The following is a 12,790-nucleotide window of genomic DNA, read 5'->3' on the forward strand; positions in this document are numbered from 1 at the left end:
CGCCTGTCAGTGCAGGCGGTTCTGCGCGGCCTCGAGCCCGAGGCGCAGGACCAGTTCGACGGCGTCGGCGGATTCCTCGCAGACGAGGTCGAGTTCCTTGCGTTCGACCGACGAGAACGGCTTGAGCACGTACGACGCCGGATCCATCCGCCCGGGGGGACGGCCGATCCCGACGCGGGTGCGCAGATAGTCCTTGGTGCCGAGCGACTGCGAGATGGACCGCAGTCCGTTGTGCCCGCCCTCGCCGCCGCCCTGCTTGAGGCGGATGGTCCCGAAGTCGAGGTCGAGTTCGTCGTGGATGACGACGATGTTGCCCGGGTCGACGGAGAAGAACCGGGCCAGCCCGGCGACGGCGGAACCGGACAGGTTCATGAACGACCGCGGCTTGGCGAGGATCGTCGGACGGCCCTCGAGCCGTCCCTGGACGATCTCGGCGCCGCTCTTCTTGTGCGCGCTGAACTTGCCACCCATGCGCGCGGACAGCACGCCGGCCACCATGAAGCCGACGTTGTGCCGGGTCTTCTCGTACTGCGGTCCGGGGTTGCCCAGACCCACCACCAGGGCGGTGTCTTCACTCACCGACAGGGTCCTTCCGTGCGTGAGGGGGTCGTGTCAGACGACAGCGGCGCGTCACCCCGGGACAATCCGGGACGACGCGCCGCAGAGATCAGTGCGGTTGCGAGAGGATCAGCCCTCGGCGCCCTCTTCGGCCGGAGCCTCGGCGGTCTCGGCCGCGGCTTCGCCGGTCTCCTCTTCGAGGTCGGCCGCGGTCGGGGCCGCGACGACGTTCACGATGAGCAGTTCCTCGTCGGCCTGCAGGGTCGAACCCTTGGGCAGCTCGAGCTGGTTGGCCAGGATCTGGGTGCCGATCTCGAGGCCCTCGACCGAAACCTCGATCTGCTCGGGGATGTGCAGCGCGTCCGCTTCGAGGGAGACGGTGGCGGCGTCCTGCGCGACGAGGGTGCCGGATGCGGCCTCACCGGTGACGACGACGGGGACGTCGACGGTGACCTTCTCGCCCTTCTTGATGACGAGGAGGTCGGCGTGCTCGATGTAGCTGCGGATCGGGTGAACCACGACCGACTTGGTGAGCGCGACCTGCTCCTTGCCCTCGATGTCGAGGGTCAGGACGGCGTTCGTGCCGTGCGCGCGCAGGATGGCGGCGAACTCGCGGGACGGCACGTTCAGGTGGCGGGGGTCCTCACCGTGGCCGTACAGGACCGCGGGGACCTGGCCGTCGCGGCGCGCGCGGCGGGCGGCGCCCTTGCCGAACTCGGTGCGCACGGCGGCTACGAGGCGATTTTCGTCAGACATGGTGAAACGGCTCCTACAACTCACGGTGGTAACTGGCGGGCGGTTCGCGTCGGCGAGGGACGAACGCGCGACGGCCAGGAGCGAAACGCTCGAGCAGAGCCGTAGCCGCGTCGATCACGGTGAGCCAGCCAATTGGAACTTTTCTGGTTCACCCTCGCCGAGACAACTTATGGAACTCTACCGGATGGGCCGCTGACCTGCTAATCGGGTGTCCTCGGGCGGGTGGTGCGACCGCGCCGGTCCGGCGGCAGGTAGTGGTGTGGCTCACAACGCCGGGGGTAGCCTCGGCGTGTGAGCGCTGAACGTCCGACCGCCGACCGGCTGACCGCAGTGGCAACCGGTGTGGATCTGCCGCGACATGCGCGGCTGCTCAGCCGGGTGCACGACGCGGTGCTGTCCGGGCAGCGGCCGCCGGCGCTTCCGCGGGACGTGGTGGCGCGGTCGTGGTCCCGTCTGCAGGCGGGCGGTGTGAGTCCGGACCATTGCGCCGACGTGGAGCCCGCCGACTTCTCCGAGATCGAGGCGCGGCGCACCCGCACGGCGCTGCGTACCGTGCTCCCGGAGTTGCGCAGCACGTTGACGCAGGTCGCGGAGGACGCGAATTTCATCGTCGTCATCGCCGATGCCGACGGTGTCCTGTTGTGGCGGGAGGGTTCTCGCGGGGTCCGGAAGGCGGCCGACGCGCTCGGGTTCACGGAGGGTGCACGCTGGGCCGAACAGGCCGTCGGCACCAACGCGATCGGCACGGCCCTGATCGAAGACGCTGCGGTGCAACTGTTCTCGGCCGAACACTACGCGCCCACGCACCACGGCTGGTCCTGCACCGGGTCGCCGGTGCACGACCCGCGCACCGGCGCGATCCTCGGCGTGGTCGACATCAGCGGGTCGGCGATGTCCGTCCACCCGACCACCGTCGCGCTGGTCCGCACCGCGGTGCGACTGGCCGAGGCGACATTGTGGCGTGAGCACACCGCGCAGCTGGACAGGCTGCGCGGCCGGGCGGCACTACTGCTCGCGTCCGCGGGAGGTCCGGCGCTGGTCGTCGACAAGCACGGGTGGGTCGCGGAGGCGAGTGGCATCGCGGCGCCGGAGCGGGTCGCGCCGCCGAGTCTCGACAAGCCGCTGCTCGTCCCGGGGCTCGGGCTGTGCGTGCCCGAACCGCTCGGCGACGGCTGGCTGGTGCGCCGGCGCGTCGACGGGGCGGCCATCGAATTGGAACTCGACCTCGGCGATGCGCCGCAGGTGACGGTCCGGGGCGACGTCAACTGGACGCGGGCGCTCTCGCCGCGGCACGCCCAGATCCTGCGGGTGTTGTCGGCGGCCGGATCGGCGGGCGTCGACGCCGCGTCGCTCAGTGAAGCGTTGTTCGGCGACCGCGACCACGTGGTGGCGGTCCGCGCCGAGGTGTCGCGTCTGCGCAAGAGCCTCGGCGCGGTCCTGAGTACCCAGCCGTACCGGTTCGCGGCCGGGGTGACGGTCCGGCGCGTCGGGTAGGGCCGGTCGGGGGGTAGGTCCGGTCAGGCCTGCTTCGCCGCACTGACGCCGGCGCGGCGGCCGTAGAAGCTGCCGTCGCCGAGGGACGTGCCGCTGGCGTAGCCGCCGGCGCACACCCCGGACGTGCACCGTCCTGCTGCGAAGAGGCCGGGAATCGGTTCGCCGGAGACGTGCAGGACCTCGGAGTTCACACTCGTCCGCAGGCCGCCGAGGGTGAAGCCGAGCGTGAACCCGCGCAGGTCGAGGGCCGCGACGGGGGAGCCGATCGGCTTCACCCACTCGGACTTCTTGTGCAGCAACGGGTCCGACCCTTCGGCGGCGTGCTTGTTGTACACCTCGACGGTCGACTGCAGTGCGCCGGCGGGCAGGCCCATGTCGGATTCGAGTTCCTCGACGGTCTCCGCCGCCCACTTCGGCTGGGCGCGCAGGAACGGCGTTGCCGTGGTGGCTGCCGCGCCTTCCTCGTAGGACGCCTCGTCGATGACGAGGAACGCCTGGTTGTCCTGGTGGAACAGGGTCATCTGGCCGATGCGACCGGAGTACGTGTCCTCCGGGACGTAGCGCTGCCCCCGGCCGTTGACGAGGATTCCGCGGACGACCAACTGGGGATCGCAGAGGAACGCGACCTCGGTGGCGTCCATGTGGGCGAGGTCGGCGCCGAGGGCCTGCGCCATGAGGATCGAGCGCCCGTCGTGCTCCTCGATGGCGGCGCCGGGGCGGCCGATGAGCCGCGGCGCGTGGGCCTCGATCATCTTGTCGTTGTAGGCGAAGCTGCCGGTCGCGAGGACGACGCCGCGACGCGCCCGCACGGCCACCTCCTTGCCGTACTGTTTGGCGACGATCCCGACGACGCGTCCGGTGTCGTCGGCGACGAGCGTCTGGACGCGCATGTCGTATTCGGCTCGGACCCCGAGCTTTTCGGCGGTCTCGACGAGCGGCTTCATCAGCATGTAGCCGCCGCCCTTCTCTCCGGTCCGCTTGCCGTCCATCTGCGGAACGTGCCCGCGTGGCGCGGGGGTGGCGATCTCGTTGAACGGCGCCGCGTTCTCACCGCCGGAGTACATGAGCCCGTCGTCGAACGGGGGCTCCCAGCCGGGTTCGCCCCAGAAGCTCTCCTTGAACGGGACCCCGCAGTCGACGAGCCAGTTGTAGTGCTCGACGCTGCCCTCGCAGTAGTCGGTGATCTTCTCCTCGTCGGCGCCCGGGCCGAGCGCCGCCATCATGAACGTCTTCATGTTCTCGACGGAGTCGTCGAATCCGCACGCCTTCTGCAGCGGCGTTCCACCGCCGAGGTAGATGAAGCCGCCGGCGAGCGCGGCGGCACCGCCCCATCCGCTGGTGCGCTCGAGGACCAGGACGTCGGCGCCGGCCCGCGCCGCCTCGATGGCGGCGGACACACCGGCGATGCCGTAACCCGCGATCACGACGTCGGCCTCGTAGTCCCACTCCGTGACCGTTGCTGCGGACCGGGGGCGGATCGGTGTGGCGTCGACCATGGGTGGAAGTCCTCTCGGGCGGTCACAGGCGTAGTGTGACGTGGGTTACCCTCGAACTGTAACCTGTTACAAAACCCGAGTCGGTGGATCTCCCGGTCAGTGGGACGTGGTGCCGGGAGGCGCTAGTTCGCGAGTGTCCGGACCTCGGCGAGGAACCGGTCGAGATCCTCCGGGGAGCAGAAATAGTGCGGCGACGCCCGCACCACGGCGTCCAGTCCGCGGGCGCTCATGTCCAGCAGCGTCGAACCGCGCAGGCTGGCCGTGACGGTGACGTTGCGGGCGGCCAGCTGCTTCCGGACGTCCCCCGGCTCGAACCCGTCGACGGTGAACGAGACGATTCCACACCGGCGGGCTCCGAGGTCGCGCACGGTGACCTCGGGGATCGCCGCGAGGCCCGATCGCAGGTGCTCGGCCCCGGCCGCCACCGCCGCCTCGACCTCGTCCATTCCGAGGGCGAGGAGATAGTCGGCTGCCACCCCGAGTCCGAGGCGGGCGGCGACGTCGCATTCCCAGAACTCGAACCGGCTGGCATCGGTCGCGAGGCGGTACGCGTCCGCCGCGGTCCACTCCGCGCTGTGCAGGTCGAGGGCGGCAGGCTCGAGCGTCGCGGCCAGATCCGGCCGGACGTACAGGAAGCCGGTGCCCCGCGGCGCGCGCAGCCATTTGCGTCCCGTGGCGGAGAGGGCGTCGACGCCCAGTTCGACCACGTCGAGGGCGATCTGCCCGACGGACTGGCACGCGTCGAGCAGCACCAGCGCGCCGTGCGCGTGCGCCAGTTCCGTCACCTCGCGGACGGGATTGACCAGGCCGCCGTTGGTGGGCACGTGCACGAGGGACACGAGACGGACCCGGTCGTCGAGGAGCGTCCCCAGCGCGGCGACGTCGATCTGGCCCGTGGGGTCGCTGGGGATCACGTCGACCGTCGCGCCGACGGACCGGGCCCGCTGCAGGACGGCGATGGCGTTGCTGGCGTACTCGACCTCCGAGATCAGCACCCGGTCGCCGGCACGGAGCGGGACGGCGTGGAAGAAGTCGTTCCAGGCGGTGGTGGCGCTGTCCACCAGGGCGATGCTGTCGGCGCTCGCCCCAATCAGGCGGCCGAGGGACGACTTCACGGCCGCGAGATCGTCGGCCCGTTCGGCGGCCGCGACGTAGCCGCCCACGTCCGCCTCCCGGCGCAGGTGCGCGAACACGGCGTCCAGGACCGGGGCAGGGGGAAGCGAGGAGCCTGCGCTGTCCAGGAACACCTTGTCGAGGCAGCCCGGGGTGTCGCGTCGCGCCTGCTCGAGGTCGAGCATGTCCGATACCTCCCTTTTCGCAGTGGATGGACTCGAACGTACATGTGCAGGTTCTCGAAAAGTATGCCGATGGGGCGTGCATCGACGGCCGAGGCGCTCTAATGTCGATAACGACGTTCAGGCGGCGCCCGAAGGGGAGGGTCGAATGGCTACAGCAGTTCAGTCCGTCGAGGCAACGTGTTTCACGTCGCGGCCGGCGGCGGAGGCGTACCTGGGTGGTGTGTGTTTCAAACTGGGGCCACCGCAGCTGATCGGCGCGGAATTGGAGTGGCTGACCGCGCAACTGCCGGAATACGTGCGCCCCGACCTCGCCGCTCTCGCCGAAGCGCTCGGGCCGCACACCCCCAGAACCATCGATCCCTCTTCTCCTGCTCAGCCCCTTCCCGGCGGCAGTGCCGTCACGGTCGAACCCGGCGGACAGATCGAACTGTCCAGCGCCCCCTATTACTCCGCACGCGAATTGTGCGACTATCTCGCCGCCGATCAGGCGGTTCTCGCGGACCTGCTGTCGACCCGCTCGATCCTCATGTCGTCCGAGGCCGCGGACACCCGCCGGCCCGCGCACCGTCTCCTCCAATCGCCGCGGTACTGCGCCATGGAATCCCGCTTCACCGGCATCGGGCCCTTCGGGAAGCTGATGATGTGCAACACCGCCGCAACGCAGATCAGTGTGGACGCCGGGGCCGATCCGGTTGCGGTGGAGAGGCGGTGGCACCTGCTCCATGCCATCGGGCCCGCAATGATCGCGGCCTTCGCGTGTTCGCCGCGGCTCTACGGGGTACCCGACGGGCAGTGGGCGTCGCAGCGAATGCGTACGTGGCTCGAACTCGATTCGCCGCGCACCATCGGAACCCCGCACAGCGCGGACTATGCGGGGTGGGTGCTGGACGTGCCGTTGCTGTGCATCCGCAACGACGGAACGGACTGGACTGCGCCCGACGGCGCAACTTTCGCGGACTGGGTGGAGGGGGCGTTGGACGACGTGATCGGACGTCCGACGCTCGCCGACCTCGATTATCACCTCACCACCCTGTTTCCGCCCGTTCGTGCGGCCGGTCATCTCGAAGTGCGCTATCTCGATGCACAACCGGGCGACCAGTGGCGGGTCCCGATCGCGGCGATCGACGCGCTGCTGTCGGGTCCGGGTGCCATGGCCGAGGCGCTCGACGCGGCGCTGCCCACCGCCGAACGCTGGCGGGACGCGGCCGAGTTCGGTCTGTCCGACCTCGAACTGCGCGCTGCGGCAACAGCTCTGCTGTCGCTGGCGGCGGCGTACTCGCCGGACCCCGAATTCGTCAGACTGCTCGATGCCGCCGCCGAACGATGTTGCCGGGGCCAGGCCCCGAGCGAGGAACGCTGATGGGTACCCGCGAGAAGATCGAGACGGTGTTGACACGGGCGCGGGAGCGCACCGCCGGGTTGACGGACTGCGTGGACGGGGAGGACCTCGTCGCACAGCATTCCCCGTTGATGAGCCCGCTCGTGTGGGATCTCGCGCACATCGGCAATCAGGAAGAGTTGTGGCTCGTGCGGGACGTCGGGGGCCGGGAACCGGTCCGCCGCGATATCGACGAGTTGTATGACGCATTCAAACATTCGAGGAACTCCCGGCCGTCCCTGCCGCTCCTGAACCCGGACGAGGCCAGGGATTACCTACGCACCGTTCGCGACCGGGCGTGGGATGTGCTCGACCGCAGCACGTTTCGGGGCCGGCCGCTCGAGGAGAACGGATTCGCGTTCGGCATGATCGCGCAGCACGAGCAGCAGCACGCCGAAACGATGCTCGCCACCCATCAACTGCGTTCCGGTGCAGCGGTGTTGACCGCGGAGAGCGCGCCGCGGGTCGGTGGGGCGATCGCCGAGGACGAAGTGGTCGTTCCCGCCGGCGAATTCACGATGGGGACGTCGGACGATCCGTGGGCGCTCGACAACGAGAGAACCGCGCACCGCATAGACGTTCCGGCGTTCGTGATCGACGCCGTCCCTGTCACCAACGCCCGCTATCTCGAGTTCGTCGACGACGGTGGGTACGCGCGCCCCGAGTTGTGGAGCGAGCGGGGATGGGCGCATCGTTTCGACGCCGGGCTGGAAGCACCCCAGTTCTGGGAGAACGACGGCTGCGGAACGTGGTGGCGCCGCAGATTCGGGGTCACCGAGCCGATTCATCCCCAGGAACCGGTGGTGCACGTCTGCTTCTTCGAGGCCGAGGCGTTCGCACGCTGGGACGGCAAGAGGCTGCCGACGGAAGCCGAATGGGAGAAGGCGGCGCGGTGGGACCCGTTCACCGGCCGGTCGCGCCGATTCCCCTGGGGTGACGCCGAACCCGACTCCTCGCTCGCCAATCTCGGACAGCGCCACCTCGGACCCGCGGTGGTCGGGGCGTACCCGTCGGGGGCGTCCCCGCTCGGCGTGCATCAGCTGATCGGCGACGTGTGGGAGTGGACGTCGTCGCCCTTCGAGCCCTATCCCGGGTTTGCGGCGTTCCCGTACCGCGAATACTCGGAGGTGTTCTTCGGTGGCGACTACCGCGTGCTGCGCGGCGGTTCGTTCGGCACCGATCCGGTGGCGTGCCGCGGGACGTTCCGCAACTGGGACCACCCGATCCGCAGGCAGATCTTCTCCGGATTCCGCTGTGCCCGGGACCTTCCGGGAGACGACTACTGAGATGTGCCGACACCTGGGCTATCTGGGACCGGAACGATCAGTGGCCGACCTCGTCAGTCGCGGCGAGAACTCGTTGCTGCGCCAGTCCTACGCGCCACGCGACATGAGGGGCGGCGGAACCATCAACGCCGACGGGTTCGGCGTCGGGTGGTGGGGTGCGGACGGCTTCTCCCGCTACCGCAGTGCCGCGCCGCTGTGGTCGGATCCGGTCGTGCGAGAGACGTTGCCGAACATCCGCTCCCGCGCCGTGGTGGCCGCCGCCCGGTCGGCGACGGTCGGGATGCCCGTGCAGCACACGGCCTGTGCACCGTTCTCCGACGACACCTGGGCGTTCAGCCACAACGGGGTGGTGCGCGGGTGGCCGGAGTCGCTCGCCGGGCTCGCCGCGGAACTGCCCGCGAGCGATCTGCTGCAACTCGAGGCACCGACCGATTCGGCCGCGTTGTGGCTGCTGCTGCGCCGGGCGCTCGGAGAGCAGGACCCCGAGAAGGCGATGACTTCGCTCGTCCAGTCCGTCGTCGCCGCCGCCCCGAACTCCCGACTGAATCTGCTGCTGGGCAACGGCACGGAACTGTGGGCAACCACCTGGCATCATTCGCTGTCGGTGCTCGTCGACGACGAACGGGCCATCGTGATGTCCGAACCCTACGACGACAACCCCGCATGGCAATCGATTCCGGACCGTCACTTCGTCAGCGCACGTCCCGGACACCTGATCGTCACCCCTCTCGAGATGGGAGCACGATGACCACCACACCGACCCTCGAGGTGTACCTGCAGCCCGAGCAGCTCAGGGCCGCTCTGCGCAAGGACGCCACCGTCGGGCTCACGTCGAACCCGAAGTGGCTGCCGCCCAAATACTTCTACGACGCGCGCGGAAGCGAGCTGTTCGAGCAGATCACCACTCTGCCCGAATACTTCCCGACCCGCACGGAACGGGAACTGCTGAGACGATATTCGGGGGAGATCGCGGAGGTCGCGGCGCCGGAGATTCTCGTGGAACTCGGATCGGGGTCCTCGGAGAAGACCCGGCTGCTGCTCGGCGCCGGTACCCGGCACGGAAGCCTCCATACGTACGTACCGCAGGACGTGTCGGTGTCCGCGCTCGAGGGGGCGGCGGAGCAGATCGGCGTGGAGTTCCCGAATCTGACCGTGCGCGGCGTCGTCAGCGATTTCACCGAGTCGCTGCACCACCTTCCCCGTGGTGGCCGCCGCACGATCGCGTTCCTCGGGGGCACCCTCGGAAACATGGTGCCCGCCGAGCGGGCGGAGTTCCTCTCCGGAATCGCCGACGTCCTGGAATCGGGGGAGCACCTCCTTCTCGGCGTCGGGCTGGTGATCGATCCCGCCGTCCTCGTTCCCGCGTACGACGACGCCGCCGGAGTGACGGCGCAGTTCAACCGCAACGTGCTGCAGGTACTCAACTCGCAGCTCGACGCGGATTTCCCGGTGGACGAGTTCCGGCACGTCGCGCTGTGGGACGCCGGCAACGAGTGGATCGAGATGCGGCTCGAGGCCGAGCGGGCGATGTCGATTCGCATCGCCGAGCTGGATCTGGACGTCGAGTTCGCCGCGGGGGAGCAGCTGCGGACGGAGATCTCCGCCAAGTTCACTCTCGACGGCGTCCGACGGGAGTTGGCGGAGGCGGGATTCGGCGTCGACCGCACCTGGACCGACACGGACGAGCGCTTCGCGCTGGTGTGCGCCGCGCGGAGGTGACCGGCAAGATCAACTTCGGGCGTCGGCGCGCTTATAGTTGCCGCGTAGCGCGTCAACGACCCGAGGAGAACTTGTGCGTCAACCGAAGCTCGCTGCCCTTGCTTTCGCCACCACGGCCGTGATCGGCCTTCCCGCCGCACAGGCATCCGCTCAGCCGCTTCCCATTCCGTTCGACACGGGAAGTCTCGGCTCGGGCAGCGACGGCCCGGGAGTACCGACGGAAGACACCCTTCCGGCTCTGACGGTCACACCCGTCCTCGAGGGACTCGACCATCCGTGGGACGCCGTGCAGGCCCCGGACGGCGCGGTGCTCACGGGGCAGCGGTCGGGCGGGTTCTTCGTCCGGCGGGCGGACGGCAGCAGCGGACCGGTCGCCGCCGATCTCGCCGACCTCTACGCACAGTCCGAGACCGGGCTGATGGGTATCGCACTCGCGAGCAACTTCGCACAAACGCGCACTCTGTACACGTGCCAGGGATTCCAGGGCGGCGGCGTCACCGATATCCGGATCCAGTCGTGGACCGTCGATGCCGGCTGGACGACGCTGACCCGCGGTGCCGCGATCCTGACCGGGATCCCCGTCAACGAGGGACGTCACGGCGGTTGCCGGATCCTGACGGCTACCGACGGCACCCTGTTCGTCGGCACCGGCGACACGGCGCAGCCGACCGTGTCGCAGGATCCGAACTCGCTGGGCGGCAAGACCCTTCACATCAACGCCGACGGCACCCCCGCAGCCGGAAATCCGGATCCGGCGAGCCCCGTGTACACCCTCGGCCATCGCAATGCGCAGGGTCTCGCTCAACAGCCGGGAACGGGTCGCGTCTACGCCGTCGACCAGGGAACGTCACGGGACGACGAGGTCAACCTCCTGGTCGCCGGCGGCAACTACGGATACAGGCCGGACCGGATTCCCGGCATCTACGACGAATCCGTGCCGATGACGGACCCGGTGCGGGTGCCCGGAGCCATTGCCGCGGCGTGGAGTTCGGGCAGCAGCACCCTGGCGACCGGAAGCGGCGCGTTCGTGACCGGAGCCGGATGGGGACCGTGGGACGGCGCCCTCGTCATGGGCGGACTCAAGTCGCAGCAGCTGATCTTCCTGCGCCTGGCCGCGGACGGGCAGACGGTGACCGCTCAGACGTTCGGCCTGCAGAATCAGTACGGCCGCCTCCGGTCCGTCACCCCGACCGCCGACGGCTCGCTGCTCGTCACCACGGACAACGGTTCCACCGACCAGGTGCTGCGAGTCACCCCGCAGGGCTGACCCCCACGTGAGTGGCGTGGTGTGCCGGCGCACGCTTTGCCGCTCACCTGCTCGGACGAACGGGACGGTCGTTGCGTCAGATCGAACGAGCGTCCCGTTCGTTCAGCGGGACAGTTGCTTCCGGATCTCCTCGGCCGCACGCGCCCCGGAGGAGATCGCGCCGTCGATGTAGCCGTTCCAGATGCTCGCGGTCTCGGAGCCCGCCCAGTGGATGCGGTCCGCCGGAGCACGCCAGCCGTCGTGTCCGTGGGCGAACCACGTTCCGGGGGTGGGGCTCGCCGCGTACCCACCCCGCGCCCACACGTCTTGCGGCCAGATCTTCTCCGTGTAGTCGATCGGCGACGCGGCGCGGTCGCCGAAGAGTTCGACGAGAGTGGCGATGATCGCTGCCCGGCGGTCGTCGTCGGAGAGCGCCGACCAGGACCGCTGGCGGTCGCCGTAGACGAAGCACACGAGCACACCGTGTCCGGCATTCTCGGGGGAGTTGTCGAACACGACTCCGACAGCGCGATTGCCGTAGATGGTGGCCTGGCCGGACAGTCCGTCGGCGCGCCAGAACGGGGTGTCGAAGACGGCGTGCACCTTCGCCACGTCGCCCATCGGGCTGCGGTCGACCCAGCGGGTGCGCGCGACCGGCAGCGGGGGAGTGAACGTGACGTGCTGGGTGGCCGAGGACGGCAGTGCCATGACGACGCTGTCCGCGAGAATCGTTCCCCGAGTCGTCTCGATCCGGACGCCGTCGGTGGTGTGCTCGACGTGGCGCACAGCCGTATTCACGTGAACCCGATCGCCGAGATGATCTGCGACGGCCAGCGCTGTCGACTGTGCTCCGTCCCGGAATCGGCGCTCCTGCGCGCACCCTTCGGTTTCCATCAGTTGGTCGAATCCGCCGGCCGATGCGACGTAGAACATCAGATGGAACAGCGACAGATCGCGTGGCTCGATCGACCACACACCCTCGACGGCGAGCGCGAGTCGCCGACGGGCGTCCTCGTTCGCGACGGTCCGCTCGAAATAGGAGTGGGCCGTTTCGCTGTCCCACCTCTCGATGCCCGGAGTGGCCGTGGGGTCGTCGAGGTCGACGGTCCTCGCGAGTTCGTCGATGCGATCGGCGGCAGCCAGGTAGTCGGCCATTCCGGGACCGCTGTCGGGACCGGCGCCGGTGTACCGCCGCTGCACACCGTCGGGCCACAGTTCGAGGTGCTCGCCCGTGTTGTACGTCGGGAAGGTCGGGCAGTCGAAGCGTTCGGCGAGGGCGAGCAGATGCTTTTGCGTGGGGCCGACCCATTGCCCGCCGTGGTCGACGACGACACCGTCCTTTCTCCGTTCGGAGCACACCCTTCCGCCGACTCGATCGGATCCCTCGAGAATCAGGGTGTCGATGCCGTCGTCGTGCAGCGAGAGTGCGGCGGACAGGCCTGCGTACCCCGCGCCGACCACGACGGTCCGAGCGCGGGCCGGTAGGGCAGTCGGGTGATCCTTCATGTTCGTCATGACCAGCATCCTGTTCTTGATTGGCTCGCCAGTCAATACTCAAT

The 12,790-nt window shown here is 69.2% G+C and carries 11 protein-coding genes; 6 read left to right on the plus strand and 5 right to left on the minus strand.

From position 1 onward, the window contains the following. Window positions 1–6: 6 nt before the first annotated feature. Together pth and P3H15_RS01385 are read right to left on the minus strand one after the other, a co-directional pair. On the minus strand, window positions 7–579 hold the full coding sequence (gene pth / locus P3H15_RS01380; protein WP_015889504.1) for an aminoacyl-tRNA hydrolase: 573 nt from the start codon (window positions 577–579) through the stop codon (window positions 7–9). A 108-nt stretch (window positions 580–687) separates the two neighbouring features. Beyond that, window positions 688–1,314, minus strand: a complete 627-nt coding sequence (locus P3H15_RS01385; RefSeq protein ID WP_276135602.1) for a 50S ribosomal protein L25/general stress protein Ctc — start codon at window positions 1,312–1,314, stop codon at window positions 688–690. Window positions 1,315–1,605: 291 nt separating this feature from the next. Between P3H15_RS01385 and P3H15_RS01390 the strand changes: the two genes are divergently transcribed. Next, on the plus strand, window positions 1,606–2,808 hold the full coding sequence (locus P3H15_RS01390) for a helix-turn-helix domain-containing protein (RefSeq protein WP_276135603.1): 1,203 nt from the start codon (window positions 1,606–1,608) through the stop codon (window positions 2,806–2,808). Window positions 2,809–2,831: 23 nt separating this feature from the next. Here P3H15_RS01390 and P3H15_RS01395 read toward each other — a convergent pair whose 3' ends face one another. Both P3H15_RS01395 and P3H15_RS01400 read right to left on the minus strand, forming a co-directional pair. Further along, window positions 2,832–4,304 carry an FAD-dependent oxidoreductase gene (locus P3H15_RS01395; protein ID WP_276135604.1) on the minus strand — a complete coding sequence of 491 codons (1,473 nt, stop codon included), beginning with the start codon at window positions 4,302–4,304 and terminating at the stop codon, window positions 2,832–2,834. Between the two features lie 122 nt (window positions 4,305–4,426). Next, window positions 4,427–5,602, minus strand: coding sequence for an aminotransferase class V-fold PLP-dependent enzyme (locus P3H15_RS01400; protein ID WP_276135605.1), 1,176 nt, complete (start codon window positions 5,600–5,602; stop codon window positions 4,427–4,429). A gap of 145 nt (window positions 5,603–5,747) precedes the next feature. On the opposite strand from P3H15_RS01400, the gene egtA reads away from it, so the two are divergent. From egtA to P3H15_RS01425, 5 genes are all read left to right on the plus strand, one after another. Then, window positions 5,748–6,962: an ergothioneine biosynthesis glutamate--cysteine ligase EgtA gene (egtA, locus tag P3H15_RS01405; protein WP_276135606.1), complete on the plus strand. Its 1,215-nt coding sequence runs from the start codon at window positions 5,748–5,750 to the stop codon at window positions 6,960–6,962. Next, entirely contained in the window at window positions 6,962–8,266 is a 1,305-nt protein-coding gene (gene egtB / locus P3H15_RS01410; RefSeq protein ID WP_276135607.1) for an ergothioneine biosynthesis protein EgtB, read from the plus strand. Before egtA ends, egtB begins: the two co-directional genes overlap by 1 nt. A gap of 1 nt (window position 8,267) precedes the next feature. After that, entirely contained in the window at window positions 8,268–9,014 is a 747-nt protein-coding gene (egtC, locus tag P3H15_RS01415; RefSeq protein WP_276135608.1) for an ergothioneine biosynthesis protein EgtC, read from the plus strand. Further along, on the plus strand, window positions 9,011–9,985 hold the full coding sequence (egtD, locus tag P3H15_RS01420) for an L-histidine N(alpha)-methyltransferase (protein ID WP_276135609.1): 975 nt from the start codon (window positions 9,011–9,013) through the stop codon (window positions 9,983–9,985). The genes egtC and egtD overlap by 4 nt, the downstream gene beginning before the upstream one ends. Before the next feature lie 73 nt (window positions 9,986–10,058). Next, window positions 10,059–11,252 (plus strand): sorbosone dehydrogenase family protein, encoded by a 1,194-nt coding sequence (locus P3H15_RS01425; protein ID WP_276135610.1) that lies wholly within the window; start codon window positions 10,059–10,061, stop codon window positions 11,250–11,252. A 102-nt stretch (window positions 11,253–11,354) separates the two neighbouring features. On the opposite strand, the gene P3H15_RS01430 is transcribed toward P3H15_RS01425, so the two are convergent. Then, window positions 11,355–12,755, minus strand: coding sequence for a flavin monoamine oxidase family protein (locus P3H15_RS01430; protein WP_346348738.1), 1,401 nt, complete (start codon window positions 12,753–12,755; stop codon window positions 11,355–11,357). Window positions 12,756–12,790 lie beyond the last annotated feature (35 nt).

Origin of the sequence: Rhodococcus sp. T2V (assembly GCF_029269925.1) — a bacterium.
In the GTDB taxonomy this organism is placed as follows: domain Bacteria; phylum Actinomycetota; class Actinomycetes; order Mycobacteriales; family Mycobacteriaceae; genus Rhodococcus_F; species Rhodococcus_F koreensis.

Coding starts and splice junctions, on each gene's coding strand:
- P3H15_RS01385 (WP_276135602.1), bottom strand. CDS start 1,314: ATGTCTGACGAAAATCGCCTCGTAGCCGCCGTGCGCACCGAGTTCGGC.
- P3H15_RS01395 (WP_276135604.1), bottom strand. CDS start 4,304: ATGGTCGACGCCACACCGATCCGCCCCCGGTCCGCAGCAACGGTCACG.
- P3H15_RS01400 (WP_276135605.1), bottom strand. CDS start 5,602: ATGCTCGACCTCGAGCAGGCGCGACGCGACACCCCGGGCTGCCTCGAC.
- egtA (WP_276135606.1), top strand. CDS start 5,748: ATGGCTACAGCAGTTCAGTCCGTCGAGGCAACGTGTTTCACGTCGCGG.
- egtB (WP_276135607.1), top strand. CDS start 6,962: ATGGGTACCCGCGAGAAGATCGAGACGGTGTTGACACGGGCGCGGGAG.
- egtC (WP_276135608.1), top strand. CDS start 8,268: ATGTGCCGACACCTGGGCTATCTGGGACCGGAACGATCAGTGGCCGAC.
- egtD (WP_276135609.1), top strand. CDS start 9,011: ATGACCACCACACCGACCCTCGAGGTGTACCTGCAGCCCGAGCAGCTC.
- P3H15_RS01430 (WP_346348738.1), bottom strand. CDS start 12,755: ATGCTGGTCATGACGAACATGAAGGATCACCCGACTGCCCTACCGGCC.